This window comes from Arthrobacter oryzae, assembly GCF_030718995.1.
In the GTDB taxonomy this organism is placed as follows: Bacteria; Actinomycetota; Actinomycetes; order Actinomycetales; family Micrococcaceae; genus Arthrobacter; species Arthrobacter oryzae_C.
This window is the reverse complement of sequence record NZ_CP132204.1, coordinates 636,949-655,390: the sequence shown is the minus strand read 5'-3', so window position 1 is coordinate 655,390 and position 18,442 is coordinate 636,949. Positions and strand designations below refer to the sequence as shown.

16 protein-coding genes are annotated in these 18,442 nt (G+C 60.7%); 9 read left to right on the top strand and 7 right to left on the bottom strand.

What is annotated here, in order from left to right:
• The first annotated feature begins 63 nt into the window (after positions 1 to 63).
• On the top strand, positions 64 to 582 hold the full coding sequence (locus Q8Z05_RS03045) for a hypothetical protein (RefSeq protein ID WP_305942028.1): 519 nt from the start codon (positions 64 to 66) through the stop codon (positions 580 to 582).
• Positions 583 to 614: 32 nt separating this feature from the next.
• Here Q8Z05_RS03045 and Q8Z05_RS03040 read toward each other — a convergent pair whose 3' ends face one another.
• Complete coding sequence (locus Q8Z05_RS03040) at positions 615 to 3,056, bottom strand: sensor domain-containing protein (protein WP_305942027.1); 2,442 nt, start codon at positions 3,054 to 3,056, stop codon at positions 615 to 617.
• Between the two features lie 275 nt (positions 3,057 to 3,331).
• Here Q8Z05_RS03040 and paaA point away from each other — a divergent pair, with 275 nt between their 5' ends.
• Genes paaA through Q8Z05_RS03010 form a run of 6 tightly spaced genes read left to right on the top strand, consistent with a single transcriptional unit; the run spans position 3,332 to position 8,218 of the window.
• On the top strand, positions 3,332 to 4,351 hold the full coding sequence (gene paaA, locus Q8Z05_RS03035; RefSeq protein ID WP_305942026.1) for a 1,2-phenylacetyl-CoA epoxidase subunit PaaA: 1,020 nt from the start codon (positions 3,332 to 3,334) through the stop codon (positions 4,349 to 4,351).
• Complete coding sequence (paaB, locus tag Q8Z05_RS03030; protein WP_091251167.1) at positions 4,348 to 4,653, top strand: 1,2-phenylacetyl-CoA epoxidase subunit PaaB; 306 nt, start codon at positions 4,348 to 4,350, stop codon at positions 4,651 to 4,653. The genes paaA and paaB overlap by 4 nt, the downstream gene beginning before the upstream one ends.
• Complete coding sequence (gene paaC / locus Q8Z05_RS03025; protein ID WP_305942025.1) at positions 4,650 to 5,597, top strand: 1,2-phenylacetyl-CoA epoxidase subunit PaaC; 948 nt, start codon at positions 4,650 to 4,652, stop codon at positions 5,595 to 5,597. The genes paaB and paaC overlap by 4 nt, the downstream gene beginning before the upstream one ends.
• 2 nt (positions 5,598 to 5,599) lie before the next feature.
• On the top strand, positions 5,600 to 6,151 hold the full coding sequence (paaD, locus tag Q8Z05_RS03020) for a 1,2-phenylacetyl-CoA epoxidase subunit PaaD (protein WP_305942024.1): 552 nt from the start codon (positions 5,600 to 5,602) through the stop codon (positions 6,149 to 6,151).
• Positions 6,152 to 6,166: 15 nt separating this feature from the next.
• Positions 6,167 to 7,393 carry a 1,2-phenylacetyl-CoA epoxidase subunit PaaE gene (gene paaE / locus Q8Z05_RS03015; RefSeq protein ID WP_305942023.1) on the top strand — a complete coding sequence of 409 codons (1,227 nt, stop codon included), beginning with the start codon at positions 6,167 to 6,169 and terminating at the stop codon, positions 7,391 to 7,393.
• 42 nt (positions 7,394 to 7,435) lie between these two features.
• Positions 7,436 to 8,218: an enoyl-CoA hydratase/isomerase family protein gene (locus Q8Z05_RS03010; RefSeq protein WP_305942022.1), complete on the top strand. Its 783-nt coding sequence runs from the start codon at positions 7,436 to 7,438 to the stop codon at positions 8,216 to 8,218.
• 44 nt (positions 8,219 to 8,262) lie between these two features.
• Here Q8Z05_RS03010 and Q8Z05_RS03005 read toward each other — a convergent pair whose 3' ends face one another.
• Positions 8,263 to 9,144 carry a hypothetical protein gene (locus Q8Z05_RS03005; RefSeq protein ID WP_305942021.1) on the bottom strand — a complete coding sequence of 294 codons (882 nt, stop codon included), beginning with the start codon at positions 9,142 to 9,144 and terminating at the stop codon, positions 8,263 to 8,265.
• Between the two features lie 141 nt (positions 9,145 to 9,285).
• On the opposite strand from Q8Z05_RS03005, the gene galU reads away from it, so the two are divergent.
• A complete protein-coding gene (gene galU / locus Q8Z05_RS03000; protein ID WP_305942020.1) occupies positions 9,286 to 10,179 on the top strand; it encodes a UTP--glucose-1-phosphate uridylyltransferase GalU in 894 nt (297 codons plus the stop codon).
• Between the two features lie 6 nt (positions 10,180 to 10,185).
• Here the strand turns inward: galU and Q8Z05_RS02995 are convergent, their stop codons facing one another.
• From Q8Z05_RS02995 to Q8Z05_RS02975, 5 genes are all read right to left on the bottom strand, one after another.
• Positions 10,186 to 10,608: a VanZ family protein gene (locus Q8Z05_RS02995; RefSeq protein ID WP_305942019.1), complete on the bottom strand. Its 423-nt coding sequence runs from the start codon at positions 10,606 to 10,608 to the stop codon at positions 10,186 to 10,188.
• A 325-nt stretch (positions 10,609 to 10,933) separates the two neighbouring features.
• Complete coding sequence (locus Q8Z05_RS02990; RefSeq protein ID WP_305942018.1) at positions 10,934 to 11,530, bottom strand: LPXTG cell wall anchor domain-containing protein; 597 nt, start codon at positions 11,528 to 11,530, stop codon at positions 10,934 to 10,936.
• Between the two features lie 174 nt (positions 11,531 to 11,704).
• Positions 11,705 to 12,949 carry a DUF4012 domain-containing protein gene (locus Q8Z05_RS02985; RefSeq protein ID WP_305942017.1) on the bottom strand — a complete coding sequence of 415 codons (1,245 nt, stop codon included), beginning with the start codon at positions 12,947 to 12,949 and terminating at the stop codon, positions 11,705 to 11,707.
• 686 nt (positions 12,950 to 13,635) lie between these two features.
• Positions 13,636 to 15,072, bottom strand: coding sequence for a sugar transferase (locus Q8Z05_RS02980; protein ID WP_305942016.1), 1,437 nt, complete (start codon positions 15,070 to 15,072; stop codon positions 13,636 to 13,638).
• Between the two features lie 413 nt (positions 15,073 to 15,485).
• On the bottom strand, positions 15,486 to 16,961 hold the full coding sequence (locus tag Q8Z05_RS02975; protein ID WP_305942015.1) for a polysaccharide biosynthesis tyrosine autokinase: 1,476 nt from the start codon (positions 16,959 to 16,961) through the stop codon (positions 15,486 to 15,488).
• Positions 16,962 to 17,470: 509 nt separating this feature from the next.
• Here Q8Z05_RS02975 and Q8Z05_RS02970 point away from each other — a divergent pair.
• Positions 17,471 to 18,346 carry a glycosyltransferase family 2 protein gene (locus tag Q8Z05_RS02970; protein ID WP_305942014.1) on the top strand — a complete coding sequence of 292 codons (876 nt, stop codon included), beginning with the start codon at positions 17,471 to 17,473 and terminating at the stop codon, positions 18,344 to 18,346.
• Positions 18,347 to 18,442: the final 96 nt, after the last annotated feature.

The window sequence follows — 18,442 nt, the reverse complement described above, 5'->3', positions numbered from 1 at the left end:
GAAGATCACGGCCACAGCAGCTGGGCGGTCCGTATGGGAGGGTCCAGCCGAATGCTACGGGGGATGAAAATGTCAGAGCTTGCCTATCGCGCCACCACGGCTTCCGAAAAGTCCGAACCATCGGCCGTGCTCCATTCACGTGTCCGATCGCTTCCTTCGACATCGCATCTTCATGGGACCGCCCATCTTCGCCCAGCGGTCAAAGTGCCCGTCCGGCTCAGCTTGGCGGGCATCGGATCCGTAACGGGTTCCATCAGCGTGCACCTGACCATCAGCCCGGTCCCGCCGGCCACTCCGGTCACGCCGGCCGCCGGTGACGTGTCGGTGTCGTTCTCCTATGTGGAGGTGGGAACGGTACGCGTTTCGCCGACTCTGAAGCGAACAGGTGGTACGTTCACCGCTGCCTTCACTTTCCCCGTCGCGGCGGGGTCGACGCACCTGGACTTCGACTTCGGCGGCCACAGCTACCGTGGCAGGAGCAGCGACCACCGCGACTTCTCGCTGACCACCGAGGTCACTTTCCACGAGCATGGGAAGCCGGCGCCGACAGTTCTGGCTTCCGCGGCACTGATTCAGCTGTAGAGGCACTCATGGAGGCTCAGGGTTCAACAACATCACGCACGCTGCGCCGGCTCCAGGCCGGGTGGATCTGCTGAGAGGACTTCCAGCCAGGCAGGGATGCGCTCCGGGGGTAATGGTTTGCTCCAGAGGTATCCCTGGGCAAGGCGGACGCCCAGGCGCCGGAGTTCGGCGAGTTGGCGCGTGGTTTCGACGCCTTCAGCAATGACGCCGAGTTTCAGGCTCTCGGCCATGCCCAGGACGAGTTCGATGATGGTCCCGCCATGGGGATCGCTTCCAAGCTCTTCGACGAAGGTGCGGTCGATTTTCAAGGTCCGGGCTGAAAGCCACTTGAGGTAGCTCAGGGATGAGTACCCGGTCCCGAAGTCGTCGATCGAGAGGCCGACTCCCACATCAGAGAGCCGCTGCAGGGTCTCCTTAGGCAGGTCGGGCTGATCCATGAGGACTGTTTCGGTAACTTCCAAGTGGACGGCGGCGGGGTCGATGCCGGATGACGCAATTGCTGCCTCGACGACGTCCGGGAAGTCCCTGGCGACGAGCTGGCGACCGGAAATGTTCACTGCGGCTGAAAGGTTCTCTGCCCCCGGAAGCTGCCCGCGCCATTGCTGCACCTGGCGCAGGGCTTCCTGAAGCACCCATGTGCCGATCGGGAGGATGAGGCCGGTCTCTTCGGCAATGGGGATGAAGGTGTCGGGCATGATCAAACCGTGTTCGTGGTGGTGCCAGCGCAGCAACGCCTCGAATCCGACGGTGGCTTCCGTGTCCACGTCGATGATCGGCTGGTAGTCCAGGGAAAGCTCACCGCGATCCAGGGCAAGCCTCAGGTCAGATTCCAAGTCCAGGCGCCCGGTGGCCCGGCCGGTCATTCTGGCATCATAAACCTCCGAGGAATCCCCGCCCGCCGATTTTGCCCGGTACATCGCGGAGTCCGCCCCGCGCAGCATCGACTCAGCGGAGTCATCCGGACCAGCCAGCGCGATACCGACACTGACATTCACGTAAATCCGCCGCCCGTCGACTTCGAACGGCTGCCGGGTGGCACCCCTGATGCGTTCAGCCAGGGTCTTGGCTCCGCGCATCAGCAGATTTTCGCAGACCACCACGAATTCATCTCCTCCAAAGCGGCCCACAGTGTCGCGGGCCCTGACGGCGGCCCGGAGCCGCTCCCCGAGGAGCACCAGAATCGTGTCACCTGCTCCGTGGCCGATGCCGTCGTTGATCAGTTTGAAGCGGTCAATGTCGACAAACATCACCACTGGCCGGGAGGCCCGGTCAAGGAAACCCTGAAGCACTTCAGTCATCATGTACCTGTTCGGCAGACCGGTCAGGGCATCGTGGCGGGCCTGCCACTCAAGGACTTGTTCGGCCTTTTTGCGTTCGGTGATGTCCAGAACTGTTTCGAGGAAGCGATGAGGTTTTCCGTCAGGGCCGTTAACACTTCGGATGCGTGAGTGCAGCCACCGCTGCTCGCCGTCGCGCCTGATGATCCGATATTCGAAATCGGCCAACGCCAGCCCGTTATCGAGGCTCTTTCGCATTTTGCGGACAAGTTCGCGGTCCTCCGGATGCGTCAGCGCCAGCATCGATGCCCTGGGAGCCGGCTCACCCGGTTCCAGCCCCAGGATTCGGGCGAACTCCTCGGAGTGCCACGTTTCCCCGGTTGCAACCGTGTGTTCGACGCTTCCGACGTGGGCCATTTCCTGGGCGGCGAGAAGCCGCTCACGCTCAGCCGCAGCTTCTGCCTTCAGCCGCTGGATCTCTGTTATGTCCCTGGCGATCGCGGATGCCCCCACCTGGGAGCCGTCCGGGCCGTAGACCGGAGATACGGTCAGTTCGACGTCAATTACCGACCCGTCCTTGCGCCGCCACCGCGCCTCGACGCCGGTCACAAACGACCCGCCCCCAATGCGCTCCGCCACTTCGGCGCCAAATCCCGCTGCGTCACGGCTGGTCAGCAGGCGGTGGCTGTGGCCGACAGCTTCGCGGGAGGTCCAGCCAAACATCCGGGACGCCCCTGCATTCCAACTGGTAATCCGCCCGGCCAGGTCGGCGCCGATAATCGCATCCCCCGAGGATTCCACCATGGCCGACAGACGGCGCAGGATGGCTTCGCTGTGTTTCCGGTCAGTGATGTCCTTGGAAATGGCCACCACGGCCATGGGGACTGTGTGCCGGCCCCGGATCGGGCTGACCGTGGCGTGGACCGGGAATTCCCTGCCGGTCCGGTGGCGCATCCAGAGTTCGCCGGCCCAGTCGCCGCCACGGGTCACGCGGTCTGCTATCTCCCGGCCGGTGGCACGCTGTTCCGGGGCGGCGGTCCCGTCGATGATTCCCAAGTCCATGACCTCAACCCCCAGGACCTCCGCCGATCTGAATCCGTAAAGACGTTCGGACGCGCGGTTCCAGTACGTGATTCTCCATTGACGATCCAGGCCGATTACCGACTGCCCGATCTCATCCAGCAGCAGCGACTGCATAACAAGATCATCATGATGTTCCCCAGCCATCGTTCCCCCCGACAGTCCGATAAACAAGTGCTACCAATGCACTGCCGCGTTAGCCTGCTCATGCAGGACAGTACTGGAGCATTACTCACTGTGTCCGTAGCTAATCAGCAGACTGCTTATTCCGCAACCATTCGCCATCAAGAGCCCCGCGGCTCCAGTGCCCATGTGCTTGACGCATCTCGCAGCTTCCGCATATCCTGAACGAACGGTCGGTAATTATTTATCGGATATGCATAGGAGCAACCATGGCATCGCAGACCCTGCAGTCAGTGCCCGCTGAGCTGACACCTGAACAGCTTCAAGAGGCAGCCCGGCACGAGGCAGAAGGTCAGGCGTACTTTGACCGCGTTATGGCGGAGGACTCGCGCATCGAGCCCCGCGACTGGATGCCGGCGGCCTACCGCAAGACCCTCATCCGGCAGATCTCACAGCACGCGCACTCGGAAATCATCGGCATGCAGCCGGAAGCCAACTGGATTTCCCGCGCCCCCAGCCTGAAGCGCAAGGCCATCCTCATGGCCAAGGTCCAGGACGAGGCCGGCCACGGCCTGTACCTGTACTCGGCGGCCGAGACGCTGGGCCAGCCGCGCGACCAGATGATGCAGGACCTGATGGACGGCAAGGCCAAGTACTCCTCCATCTTCAACTACCCGGCACGCACATGGGCGGACATGGGCGCCATCGGCTGGATGGTGGACGGCGCCGCGATCGCCAACCAGGTCCCGCTGTGCCGCGCATCGTTCGGGCCCTACGGCCGGGCCATGGTCCGGGTCTGCAAGGAAGAATCCTTCCACCAGCGCCAGGGCTTCGAGATCCTGCTGGAACTCTCCCACGGCACCCCCGAGCAGAAGCAGATGGCCCAGGACGCGGTGAACCGCTGGTACGCCCCCGCCCTGATGATGTTCGGCCCGCCGGATGACGATTCACCCAACTCCAAGCAGTCCATGGCCTGGAACATCAAGCGCTTCAGCAATGACGAGCTCCGCAACCGCTTCGTCGGCATGATGATGGAGCAGGTCAAGGTACTGGAGCTCACCCTCCCGGACAAAGACATCCGTTTCAACGAGGAAACCAAGAAGTGGGAGCACGGCCCGCTGGACTGGGACGAGTTCCACGAGGTCCTGAAGGGCCGCGGCCCCTGCAACGCCCAGCGCCTGGAACGGCGCCGCGAAGCACACGAGAACGGTACCTGGGTGCGCGAAGCCGCAGCGGCTTACGCAGCAAAGCAGGCCAAGAAGCAAGCAGAAAAGGAATCCGCAGCATGACCACCCCCGAACCGCACGCAGGAAATGTCTGGCCCATCTGGGAAGTCTTTGTCCGCTCCAGCCGCGGCCTGTCCCACGTGCACGCCGGGTCCTTGCACGCGCCCGACGCAGCGATGGCGCTGCGCAACGCCCGTGACCTGTACACCCGCCGCAACGAGGGCGTGTCCATCTGGGTTGTCCCCGCGGACGCCATTGCCTCCAGCGATCCGGACGCCAAGGGCGCCTTCTTCGAATCGCCCCAGGGCAAGGACTACCGGCATGCGACCTACTACACCAAGAGCGAGGGCGTGAAGCACCTGTGAGCACCCCCGAAACGACAACTGCGGGAACCGCAGAACACACAACCGGCCACGGGGACATTTCCGTGGGCGTCGCCACCGCCGGCACCAGCGGGGACGCCACTGCCAGCGCCACCCGCATCACGCCGGGCAACGCACTCCGCCCGGAGGACATCGCGCTGGCCGTCAGCCGCGGCACCGCCAAGCCCACCGAGGACGTGGCCGAGTTCGCACTGCGCCTGGGCGATGACGCCCTGATCCTGGCCCAGCGCCTTGGCCACTGGATTTCCCGCGCCCCCGAGTTGGAGGAGGACATTGCCCTGGGCAACATCGCCCTGGACCAGCTGGGCCACGCCCGCTCCTTCCTCAGCTACGCCGGTGCAGCCGTCGCAGCGGACGGTACAGCAAAGAGCGAGGACGACCTCGCCTACTTCCGCTCCGAGGACGAATTCCGCTCAATCGAACTGTTCGAGCAGCCCAACGGGGACTTCGCCGTCACCATCGCCCGGCAGTTCGTGGTGAGCTACTACCAGTTCGAGCTCTACCGCCGGCTCACCCAGTCCACGGACGCCACCCTGGCCGGCATCGCGGCCAAGGCCGTGAAGGAAGTGGACTACCACCGGGACCACAGCGCCCAGTGGGTGCTGCGCCTGGCCCTCGGCACGGACGAGTCCCGCGCAAAGATGATCCACGGCTTCAAGGTCATCTGGCCCTACGTGGACGAACTGTTTGCCGACGACGAACTCACCGCCCGCCTCGCGGCGGCGGGTGCCGCCGTCGAACCTTCCAGCCTGCGCGCCGACTTTGACCGGCTCACCGGCGAGGTCCTGGCCGAAGCGGAGCTTGAGGTTCCGCAGGTTCCGGCAGCCCTGGGCGGCGGACGCCGCGGCAAACACTCCGAGCACCTGGGCTACATGCTGGCCGAAATGCAGGTGCTGGCCCGCCAGCACCCCGGAGCGAGCTGGTAGCCATGTACGTCAGCCACCCCACCGCTGAGAGCGACCGCAAGGAAGCGAAAACTCCCGAGCAGAAGGCCTGGGACCTCGCCGCCACGGTGTGCGATCCCGAGATCCCGGTGCTCACCATTGCGGATCTGGGCATCCTTCGGGACGTGAAATTGTTCGACGACGGCGGCATGGTGCCTGCTGTGCAGGTCACCATCACGCCCACGTACTCGGGCTGCCCGGCCATGGACGCCATCCGCGATGACCTTAACGCGGTGTTCGCCAAGGAGGGCTACCCCAACGTGCACGTGGAGCTGGTGCTCAGCCCCGCGTGGACTACGGACTGGATGACGGAGTCCGGCAAGGCCAAGCTCCAGGAATACGGCATCGCGCCGCCCACGGGCCACAGCAATGCAGCACGGCACGCCGGGCCCGTCCGCCTGCAAATGGCTGTTAAGTGTCCCCAATGTTCCAGCTTGAACACCAAGGAACTCACCCGCTTCGGTTCCACCTCCTGCAAGGCGCTGTACGTCTGCCAGGACTGCAAGGAACCGTTCGACTACTTCAAAGTTTTGTAAGGAACAGGTGCTCCCATGACTGTTGTCCGCCAGACCGCCGCCGAACAGGCCACGGCCACCGGCCGCCGTCGTGCGTCCTTCCACACGCTGACTGTGGCGGAAGTCCGCCGGCTCACCGATGACGCGATCGAGGTGACGTTCGCCGTTCCCGCGGAGCTGGCGGGCCAGTACGACTACCTGCCGGGCCAGTACGTGGCCCTGCGCACCACCATGCCGGATGAGAACGGCGAGCCGCACGAGGTGCGCCGCAGCTACTCCATCTGCGCCGAGCCGCGCAGCTTCGCGGACGGCAGCAGCGAGATCCGGGTGGCCATCAAGAAGGACCTGGGCGGGCTGTTCTCCACGTGGGCCAACGCCGAGCTGAAGGCCGGCGACCAGCTGGACGTGATGAGCCCCATGGGCGCGTTCATCTCCAAGCACGGCCGGGACGGCAAAGTGGTGGAGCAGAACGTCATGAACTCCATGAACCACCCGGAAGATTTGGCGGGGGAGCCCGGCAGCTTTGTGGCCATCGCCGCGGGGTCCGGCATCACGCCGGTGATCGCCATTGCCCGGACGCTGCTGGCGGCCAACCCGGAGACCCGCTTCGACCTGATCTACGCCAACAAGGCCGCCATGGACGTGATGTTCCTGGAGGAGCTGGCGGACCTGAAGGACAAGTACCCGTCCCGCCTGGCCCTGCACCACGTGCTGTCCCGCGAGCAGCGCATCGCGCCGCTGCTGAGCGGAAGGATCGACGCCGAGAAGCTCCAGGCGCTGCTGGGCACCGCCATCCACGCGGATGATGTGGACGAGTGGTTCCTCTGCGGGCCGTTCGAGCTGGTGCAGCTGTGCCGGGACACCCTGGCCGCCCGCGGCGTGGAGCCCGAGCATGTGCGCTTCGAGCTGTTCACCTCGGGCAAGCCGGACCGTCCCGAGGGCAACATCGGCCGGCCGGTGATCGCGGACGAATCCAAGGAGACCTACAAGATCACGTTCAAGCTGGACGGCCTGGAGGGCAAGGTGGAAAGCCCCACCCATGCGCGTGAATCCATCCTCAACGCCGCCCTGCGCGTGCGCCCCGACGTGCCGTTCGCGTGTGCCGGGGGAGTGTGCGGCACCTGCCGCGCCAAGGTGGTCACGGGAAAGGTGACCATGGACGAGAACTACGCCCTGGAGCAGGATGAACTGGACAAGGGCTACGTGCTCACCTGCCAGTCCCACCCCACCACCCCGGACGTCACGGTCGACTTCGACGTCTAAGCTTTTCCCACCCCGGCTGTCACGGCCACGAACAGGAGCCCCATGATCTCCCTCTCCATCGCCAACGGCATCGCCGAGGTTGTCCTTGATGCCCCGCAGAAGCTGAACTCACTGGACGAGCAGGCGCTGAAGGATTTAACCCAGGCGTACGACGACGCCGCTGCCGCCGCCTCGCGCGGTGAGGTGCGGGCGCTGCTGCTCCGGGGAGAGGGACGCGCCTTCTGCGCGGGCCGGGACATTGCCGGCGTGACGCCGGAGACCGACGACGTCCAGGGCTACCTGGGCGGGCTGCTGCAGCCGCTGCTGAAGAAGATGACGGACTTCCCGGCGCCCACGTTCGCGGCGGCGCAGGGTGCCTGCCTGGGCGTGGGGCTGGGCCTGCTGCTGGCCACGGACGTGGTGTACGTGGCGGAGGACGCCAAGTTCGGCTCGCCGTTCGCCAAGCTGGGGGCCACGCTGGATTCCGGCGGCCACTGGTACTTCACCGAGCGGCTGGGCATGCACCGGACGCTGGACCTGATCTACACGGCCGAGCTGATGAGCGGCGCGGAAGCGGTGGCGCAGGGCATGTTCAGCCGGGCCATGCCCAAGGGCGAGCTGCTGGAAAACACCCGCGGCATCGTGGCGAAGGTTGCCACGGGTGCCACGGGTGCGTTCAACGCCAGCAAGGACCTGGTGGCCCACATCCGCGACCAGCGCCTGGGCCTCTGGGAAGCCATGGAAGAGGAGAACGCGGAGCAGGCACGACTGTGCAAGTCAGAGGACTACTCGGAGGGCTTCAAGGCGTTCCAGGAGAAGCGGACGCCAGTCTTCAAGGGAGCTTAGTTCAAGGGGCGCTGATTGAGCCCCGGTGGACGAGCCCGGGGGAATCAGACCGCCGGATCGTCCACCATGGTGACGCTGTCCGTCAGTTCCATCCAGAGGTCCGATTCCGTGGGCATGTTGGCGGGGCAGGCGAGGTCGAGTTCCATCAGGCCGTTGGAGGACGCCACAGCGCGCACTGCCAGCCGGACCACCAGGTCCACATCGCTCTTGTTCCTGAACCGGAGCTCGGCTTCCTGCAGCTCGATCACGTGGCCGTCCGCGTTCCGGAGCTTGGCGTAGAGCGAGTCAGCGTCGGTCACTACTGTCACGGGTGAGCCGACGGCTTTCTTGATGCCCTCGATTTCCCCCTCCATGGAGGCCTTCGTTGCCTCTTCATCGCTGATGGCACCGCTGGCCGGCAGAATGGCCTGGTGCGTGGTGAAGAGGCAGGGGTTGTCGCTGCTGCGGTACTGGGTGGTGCCGTCCTTTGTTTCCGACACCGTCCAGCCGGCAGGCATCTGCACGGACCAGACGGGCGGCGACGTGAAGTCGGCGTCCTGGAAGATATACAGGTCCTCATCAACGGTGGCTGCGGCCGATGAGTCGTCGGTGGTGGCTTCCTCGGTGCTCGCTTCCGCGGACTCTGAACTGCCGGAGGTCTCCGTGGGTGCCGGAATCGCTTCGCGCTCTTTGCCGGAAGCGAGGCCGCCCAGGACCATCACGCCGGCCACGGCCAGGACGGCCACTGCGCCGACGCCGCTGGCAACCCATCCCCAGACGGGGAAGCCACGCTTGGGCGGCATCTGGCCGAATTGACCGGGATCGCCGTAGGGCGGCTGGCCGAAGTTGTACTGGTCCGCTCGGGGAGGATAGGGCGGTTGTCCGTAGGTCGGCTGGTCTTGGTAGCCGGGCTGGTGCTGCTGGCCGGGCTGCTGTTCGTTATTCAAAATGTCCCCCAATATTCGTGAAAGCTGCACCAGAAGTATGTCCCACAAAGGAAAACCCTGCGATGGGCAGGCCTCCCCATCCGCGGGCGTAATCTTGGCCCTGAATTGCCAGTTTGATCTACCGATTTGTATGGTGCAGCTATGACTCTGGGGAAATCAGTAAGAAAAGCCGTCATTCCTGCTGCCGGTTTGGGAACTCGTTTCCTGCCCGCCACCAAGGCAATGCCGAAGGAAATGTTGCCGGTTGTTGACCAGCCCGCAATCCAGTACGTGGTGGAAGAAGCCGTCAAGGCAGGACTGACGGATCTCCTGATGATCACCGGCCGCTCGAAGCGCGCTTTGGAGGACCACTTTGACCGGGCACCGAATCTTGAGCGCGCCTTGGAGCTTAAGGGCGACCTGGAGCGCCTGGAGGCCGTCCAACACGCGTCCAGCCTGGCGCCGCTGCACTACCTTCGCCAGGGGGACCCGAAGGGCCTGGGCCACGCGGTGCTGTGTGCCCGCCAGCACGTGGGCGACGAGCCGTTTGCTGTCCTGCTGGGCGATGACCTCATTGATGCTCAGGAGGACCTCTTGAGCATCATGATCGATGTCCAGGCCAAGACCGGCGGTTCCGTGATTGCCCTGATTGAGGTGGATCCGTCGGAGATCAGCGCCTACGGCTGCGCGGACATCACGGCCGTGGACGGGGAGAACTACTTCCTGGTGAACCGATTGGTCGAGAAACCGTCCGTGGACGAGGCGCCGTCTAACCTGGCAGTTATTGGCCGGTACGTGCTGCACCCCGCTGTGTTTGACGTCCTCGAGGAAACCGAGCCGGGCCGCGGCGGCGAGATCCAGCTGACGGATGCGCTGCAGACGCTCGCGACGTCGGAGGGTGAGGGCAGCGGTGTCTACGGGGTTGTGTTCCGTGGTCGCCGCTATGACACTGGTGACAAGCTCAGCTACATCAAGGCGGTTATTTCCATTGCGTCGGAGCGTGTGGACTTCGGGGAGGACCTGAAGGCGTGGATGAAGGAATTCGTGAACGAGTAGGTCAATTCACAAACTGTCTTTCGACAGGCTCAACGCCCGCTGGCGTTGGGCCTGTCGGCGTTTAACATGCCGTACGCCCGCCCGGGCTCCGAAGGCGCCTATGACACATCCAATGGTGTTTGTGACAAGATCCAGAGGGCTCGCGAAACGCTCGTGAAGAAAAAGCTGCTGTCCGAGCTCCATGCAGCCGGAGACCACCAGCCCGAAGGCACCAAGCTGCCAAGACCGTTCCCTTGGGAAGGCTAGTGAAGCAACTGCGCCGAGCGGCACGAAGAGCACCACGTTTGCCGTGGCTTCAATGAACGAGTAATTAACCCAGCTTGGTATTCCAAGGGCGTGGATGAGGAAAAGAAATCCCGCAAGCTCGCCTTGGACGGGCTTGTCCACCGGGCTGGGCCAGAAAGCAGCGAGCGCCAGCGGAACCAGCATGGCTGCGAGGACTGCTCGCCACAGCAACGGCGGATCGCAGGGCTTCAAGAAGGCCTCAGGACGTTCGGAGGAGTGCCAGGGTTGCCACTCCCAGCGCCGCAATGGCTAGCAGGCCCAGCAACAAGTAGGGGAGTGCCTGCGGAGGGGGAAGAGGTACGGCGAAGATGAACTGCCACCGTGGTCTGCGCCAATGTCTCCCCATAACTCTTATGAATACCACAAGGTCAGTCGGTTGGGCCTGTGGATTCTTGTTAAAAGCAGAGGGCGGGTGGTCTCCGGCTTTCCGGAGAACCACCCACCCTCTTTGGTGCTTGCTGGGTTACCCCTACGCGGCGGCGTCTGCCTTGGCGCGGCGGCGAACTACCACTACCGAAGTTGCGCCGGCAGCCAGTGCGCCGGCGCCCACCAGGGACCAGAGAATCAGGCTGGCGTCAGCGCCGGTGTTGGCGAGGCCAGCGCCGGTGTTTGCCAGCGGTGCTCCGCCGGTGTTGGCGAGGCCCGTTCCTTCAACCGTAACAACTGCGGTTGCGGTCTTGCCGGACGTCAGGCCGGTTGCCGTCAGGGTGTAGGTGCCCGTTTCGCTGATGGTCAACGGGAAAGCGAAGGCGCCATTGGCGTCAGCGGTGGTGGAGAAGGTCTGCGGTGCGAGCGGCAGGGTGATCTTGGTCGGGACCGTGCGGCTACCGTTGGAAACGCTGGAGCCGGTTGCAGCAGGTGCACTGCCCAGATTGACGGTGATGGTCAAGCCTTCGCCGGCGAGGAAGCCGTTGCCTCGAAAGATGAACTGCTCGCCCGGACCGACGGTGCCGTCAGAAACTGCAGCGTTGGCCGGCGGTGCGGGGTAGGTGGCAGCCATGGAAGGAGCTGCGCCGATTAGTGCGATGGATCCCGCAAGTGCGATTGCGGCGAGTGATTTCTTCATGAGTCCCCCTGAGACCTTAATTACGATTTTTTGTCACGCATATTAGGTGGAGATTTCCGACCCCCCGAGTGACCGTAGGTTGAAATCTCATTTGCTGCCCAAGGATAATTTAGCATCCCGACACCGGTGTTACCAAAGTGAATCAAGTCGCTTTACATACTGTTAACGCGATGTCTACTTCGGTGGAACGCATTCTGCTGGTTTTGTGCCGAGAACTACGTCTTTGACTGGTTGCACAGTTGGCGTTACAGCCAAGGTAGGTTTCGTGTGCTGTACGATCCTGCCAAAAGTCAGTTCCACGGTGCTGCTTTGGCCTGGCGCCAACGTGACAGTCACCGAACCCACGGGTCTGTTGCTGTGTCTGTGTGCCGCGAAGTCCGTCTTTTTGCCGTCGACGATGGCAGTTTCAACATTTGCCTGGCTCGGGCCGTACGCGACGACGTTGGTTTGGACGGTCCCTGGCGCGATGCCGAAGATCCCGTCGCCGGTCACATATGCCGGTAGAGAGTTTGCCGCGTCGGCGGGAGCGGTGTTGGTGCTGGTGACGCGAACCTTCACTTGCCCGTAGTCGTCACCGGTACATTCCTCAAAGAGCTGGACTGTACGTTTCACGTAATAGTCCATCTTGGCGCCTGTGCCATCGTTGAAGTAAACACCAAAATTCGCTGGCGAGATATTTGGGCCGGAGATCGAACCGCCTAGTCGATAATTGGCGATTACGGCTTGCTCGTCGGTGGAAGCGGACCATGCCAGAACGCGACCTTCATCAACGCCTCGAGCCAAGCCGTCCAGCAACTTCTTGGTGTCAGTTTGGCCAGTTGACAGCGCGCTGAAAATCTCCTTGGCCACACCGGCGAAATACATATCCTGCAAGGCCGGTTCAGATATCTCCGAATATACATCCGAGAGCAGGGTGCGTACTATGTTTGTGCCGCTCAGCTCAGTCGGAAGCCCTCTGTTTGCCAATGCTTGGAGCCTAAGATCCGTCACCGCTACTGGCCCTGTCGCGTCCAGAATGTATCCAAGAGCAACTGGGTCTATTGATACCACGCCGTCGAGTCGTTCGCCGGTTTTACGTTCCCACATGTTCTGGGCGGTCGCTGCGGTGGTGGGGAAGTCGGGTGTAAGGTTTACATCTTGCATGTACTTTCCGATGCGTCCGGAGTATATCTGCTCTTGCTCCTTCTCTACGGCTAGTGACGGTGTCATTACGCCAAGGGCTCCGGCGCTAGTTTGCCCATTTAGAGACAACTTCCCCTTGTCCAATGTAAGGACCGCCAAAGCGCCCGGTATCCCACCCGTAGCCCGGGACTCGGCGTTGTTCTGAATCAGTATCAGATACCTTCGTGTGGCTTGGGCGCCCAACATCCCCGGGGCAACGCTCGCCACATTTGTTGCCGTGTCCAGATCGCCGCGCACGGAGTTCAGTTTGGCCCTAGCTTGAGCCAAAGGCCCCGCCACCCGAGGCATCAGGCCGCTCGAGTCAATCCGATTCAAGCGGTCAGAAGACTGCCGCACCGCGTGGGCTGCTACTTTCAACTTTGGTTGTGCAGCCATCATGGGTTGTAGGTCCACGCCTCCAGCGTTCGGTGCCAATGACTCCCAATCCAGCGACTGGAACACCCGGACTAAGGGGACTGCGCCCAATTGGGCGACGTCGTCGGCAGATCTTGCTAACTCGCTGGCTGCCTGGAAGTTGACACCGATCCACGGTAGCGCACAAGCGGCAGTCCACAGTGGATCCTCGGCTGCCGCCTTGGCTTCTGTTGTATGGGTTTTCAGTTGGTCTACGGTCACGGATGCAGCCGCGGCATCTTTTCGCAAGATGTCGTCCTTTAACCGTGGCAGTAGTTGCGTAGCCGACTCAAGCTGAGCGCTAATCGTGGAAGCTTTGAAGCTGAGCCAAGAAAAGGCGAGGCCAGCAAGAACCCCTACAGCGACCACGCAGACGGCGAATAGCAGCATTCGCCGGCCACGTTTCCGTCGCGCACGACCATTGCCGATAGCTCGGCATTGGTCGCTAGGATTTGGCGAGCGATCTTCATTCGCGTCCGTCATATCTGGGGTGTCCTTCCGAATAAGGGGTATGCCGTCAGGCATAAACGTCAGTAGGCACCAGTGCCTCGAAAGACAGTTCGAAGAGTTCGAAGGATAATGATGAGATCTCCCGCCAAGGACCAGTTTTCGACGTAGTAAAGGTCAAGACGCACAGAGTCCTGCCAAGAGAGGTTAGACCGTCCGCTGACTTGCCATAGGCCAGTTAGCCCGGGCTTTACTAGCAGCCGCCGGCGCACGTCGAGTTCGTAGGCCTCGACTTCCCTGGGCAAGGGCGGCCGGGGTCCAACAAGGCTCATGGACCCGGCCAAGATGTTAAAAAGTTGTGGGAGTTCATCGAGGCTATATTTTCTGAGCACTCGTCCCACTCGGGTCACGCGGGGGTCATCTTTGATTTTAAACAGGAGTCCGGCGCCTTGATTCCTTTGGGTAAGGTCCGCAACCAAGTCCTCGGCATCGACCACCATAGAGCGGAACTTCAGCATGCCAAAGTGCTTGCCTTCGATTCCTACCCGATTCTGTTGGAACAATACGGGACCGCGGCTATCAATTCTCACGACGATGGCGACCACCGCCATGATTGGCAGAGCAACAAATACTAAGATCCCGGAAACAGCGACATCGAAAAGGCGCTTTGCAACGCGCTGTCCGCCTTCCAACGTAGGTGTGGTCACGTGGATGAGGGGGAGGCCCGCTACTTGCTGTGTATGAATCCGCGGGCCAGCAATGTCAGTAAGCGCGGGCGCCATGATCAGGCCGACGTTACGAGCTGCCAGTTCCCAGCCCAACTGACGAAGTGTTTGTGGGTGTAACTGCACGCCGGCGGAGACAGCAACAGCGTCCGCCTGGCATGAGTCAATAGCCTCCAGAATGGAGTGGGTGTCTGGAGCATTTCCGAGTATAGGGAGGCCCGACTCCAGCTCGAATTTTGTCTCATCGTAGACGCCAGGGGCGTAAGCCGCGATTGGAAGGTAGCCAGCAGATTTGGAACGCTCAAGAGACGTCGCCAGATGCGCGATCGCGCTATGTCCCCCCAAAAGTAGTAACCGGGACATGCTGTTGCCTTTTGCGCGGTGGACATTCAAATGCTGGCGAAGTAGCCACCTTGCAAGAAACAACCCGACGAGCCCGACTGGGAGGGCGAATCCAACGTATCCACGAGCCGTATCGATTCGCAGAACATACGAAAAAATTGCAATCAGGCCAAAGAGCCAGAGCGAGGCGGCAGCAACGCGTTTATACTCGTCGGCCCCGGCACCGAGGATACGGCTCTGCCGACTGTTCCAAGCACCGAGCATGAGCCACCACGCCACGATAAGCCCCACTGAAAACAGCCCGTATGCGGCTTCGTTTCCCAAGATTGTAAAGTTAGGCTCGACCCCGAATCGGACAATATAAGCTCCGAGGACTGCCCAAGTCACTACAAAAGCGTCCGCTGCGCCAAGCAGACGGGAACTACGCACTCGCCAGTCGTCGGTAGCCCCCAAAGTCGTGGCCCCTTTCAGTGTTCGGAGATTTCTGGTACTAGCCGATTCCGGCCAAAGTTTAGCTGAAAAGCCCTGTGTCTCTACGCGAGCGACGGCAGCTCCCTCGAGCGGACGATTGCGACACCGACCGGAGACGGCTGTTAGGCGTTACACAAAGCCAGTGCCACAAGGTAGGGCAAAAGAAGTACAGTTCGCGTTCGCAGAATTGAACAGTGGTAAGCAACGACGGCCTTGCGGAGATCGTTAACAGCAGCGATGTGGGGGGCAGGAATCAGCCAACGGCCTTCTGTTGGACAGATCGTTTATTGCCCGTAATGCCACAACGAGGCAGAAATGTGATCCTGGACGGCGACTCAGAATCAAGGCTTGACGGTCAATCCGGTCTCGCACCCGGGAAAATGTGGCGATCAAAGCTATCTTCTTCTCTGTGACGCTTGATCGCCATGAAAGACTACCGAATCAAAGTCAGACCTTTCAGTTGGGCTTGGCATTTTCCGGCGCGGCAACGCTATTTTGGTCCCGCTCGACTTGTTTGGATTGGCATCATAGCTGTAGTAGGCGTAAGCGTAGGCGTCCGGCCCCTTCATCGGTAGCAGGTTTAGCACGACGCCCAATAAGTCAGCCTCAACCATTTCCAATGCCGCCATAGATTTCTGTAGATCTGGAAGCTTCACCTTGGAAGAACCGATAACCAAAACCACGCCACCGACCTGTTGAGCTAGAACAGCAGCATCTGTTACTGGTAATAGCGGCGGCGCATCGATGATGACTGCATCGAAGGCCTGTTCCAAGTCAGTAATAAGGCTCTTCATCTCGTCCGAGCCGAGAAGCTCACTAGGATTGGGAGGAATCTGCCCGGAAGTCAGCACGTAGAGACCGTTATCGCCCCAAGGTTGCAGGAGGTCGTTGACATCTGCCGCACCTATGAGGGCCGTGGTCAACCCGGCGTTCCGTTCAAGTCCAAGATAATCGTCTACCCGCGGTCGTCGTAGGTCCGCATCGATCAGGACGACGGTTTGTCCGGTTTGTGCCATGGCAATCGCTAGATTCGTGGCGGTGGTCGTTTTCCCCTCACCAGGGAGGGACGAGGTTACCAGAACAGCCTTGGATTTATGGCTTACATGAGCAAATTGAAGGTTCGTGCGGATCTGGCGGAACGACTCTGCCCTTGGACTCTGAGCAGGGGCTTGAGTTAGCAACGGCTTCTTAGTCGCATCACCATCGAAAGAGATCCCTCCAAGAATCGCTGCATCTGTGACTCGACGTACTTCGGCCTCGCCGCGGATTTTCGTGTCTAGAGTGGTTCTCAGGAGTGCTGTTCCCAGACCGAGGGCGAGACCCGCTATTGCGCCAAGCGCCAAGTTCAAACGGGTGTTGGGGCCGGAAGGCACTGTGGGAGCACTTGCCGGTGTGACCACGGAAAGTCTGACGGGGGAGGATCCTCCCTCAGCAGGACGCTCTATCTTGTCTATAGTAGCGATTAGGCTATCGCCGACTGCCTGTGCTATGGCCGCAGCCTGGACAGGCGAATTGTCCACGGCGGCAATCGAGATAATTACGGTGTTGATGTCCGAACTGGCCTCAATACTCTTGCTCAGCTCAGCCGGCGATGTCTCCAGTCCAAGACTGTCGATGGCCGGTTGTAATACTGCGGGTGTTCCCACCGTTTCAACGTATGACAGCACGCGTGCCTGACTGAACGTGTTCCCCTGCTGAAGATCCGAAACAGAGCCGGAGCTCTGAATGGCCACAAAGAGTTGAGTTTTCGCCGTATACGTCGGTTTCATGAACATGGATGTGGCCGCTGCCACGATCAGTCCGAGCATGGAGAATGCGAGTATCGTGATCCAGTTACGGCGCAATACGCGCAGGTAGTCGCTTAACTCCAAGATTGAGACCCTTCTGGCTGGTATTGGAATGCCCGTTTGAGGAGGCAACCCCCTTGATTGTATATGTCGCCGGAGCGCACCGAGTGTCATTGCGACCGGACGTTGTAGTACAACGCACGGAAACCCTTTCCTTCGCTGAGGCAGTTGGAAGCTCACCACAGATGGTGTGGGGGGCCCAGGGGGGCCGTACGAACGGATTACAGCGTTTTCGAACGGGAAGGATAGGATCTCCACGCCCTGAGTGAACTAGGACTGACGCGGTGACGGGTTCGGATGCACCGCCTAGGCCTAGGCGGTGCATCCGGTAGCTGTAACATTAGGGGCGGATCGATATGCGACACTCAGCGGTTATAAAACGCGCCGTAGACAATGTCTATTTGTGGCCCTTCGAACACCAGGCGGAATCGTTGATTGCGGGCGCGTTGCGCGTTCTCACAACACCGGTCTGACAAGAACTGCTCGCGCGGTGTTTCTTGTTGTCTTTTTTCAGTCTTGAACGGAATGTGTAAATGACCAACATAACGGTAGGTCTACCCGTAGTTGACGGAGTAGCCGAATTCGAGTTTGCGGTGCGATCTATTTTCGCCCAAACCTATTCTGATTGGGAGTTAATTGTTGTTTGCGATGGTTCGCCAGCGGCACTTGTCGATCGTGCTTTCCAAATAGATGATCGGCGAGTCAGAGTGATCCCGCACAGAGAGAATATGGGCCTTGCCCATCGCCTGAATGAGATAAATAGCTTGGCGAGACACAGTTACATCGCCCGCATGGATTCAGACGATGTTATGCATCCATCTAGACTTTCTGTGCTTGCGGATTTCTTGAAAGAGAACTCACTTGTCGACGTCGTTGGATCTGCAAGCTACTTGATCAACGACAGTAATGAAGTTGAAGGAGCGTACAAAGAACCAACGCTTCCCGAAAAGTTGTGTGGGTACTTAGATAGTGGAGTTTTTTCACATCCCACCGTGGTCTACAAAGCCGAATGGGCCCTCAGAAATCCATATGACCCTACGCGCGTAAGAACTGAAGACAAAGAACTCTGGCTTCGTGGGGCTTCATCCAGCGTGTATGCGAAGGTGACTGATCGCCTTTTGTTCTGTAAAGTCCCGCGGAGTCTTTCAGTTTCAAAGCAAGCGCTCACCGCAAAGTATGATCGTAAGCTTCTCAGAGATTATGGGCCTGGAATCTCTTCCAAGTTCTACGTCAATTTTAAGCTAGGCCAATCCCTACTCAAACAAATAGCCTTCTCCTTAAGCCATTCCGTCGGTTTGATGTCGCTCATTTATAGAACAAAGTTTTCTCAACTTCCAGACTCTGAGAGGCGCGATGCACAGCTAGTTTTAGATTCAATTCTTGACACCAGGGTTCCTGGGTGGGACTGATCAGGACTCTGAAGAGTTACCAAATAGTTCTCATGAATTAGGCCTTTTGCGGCGAGGTCAACCCGATGAGCCGGTTCTACAACAAGGAATCAACGT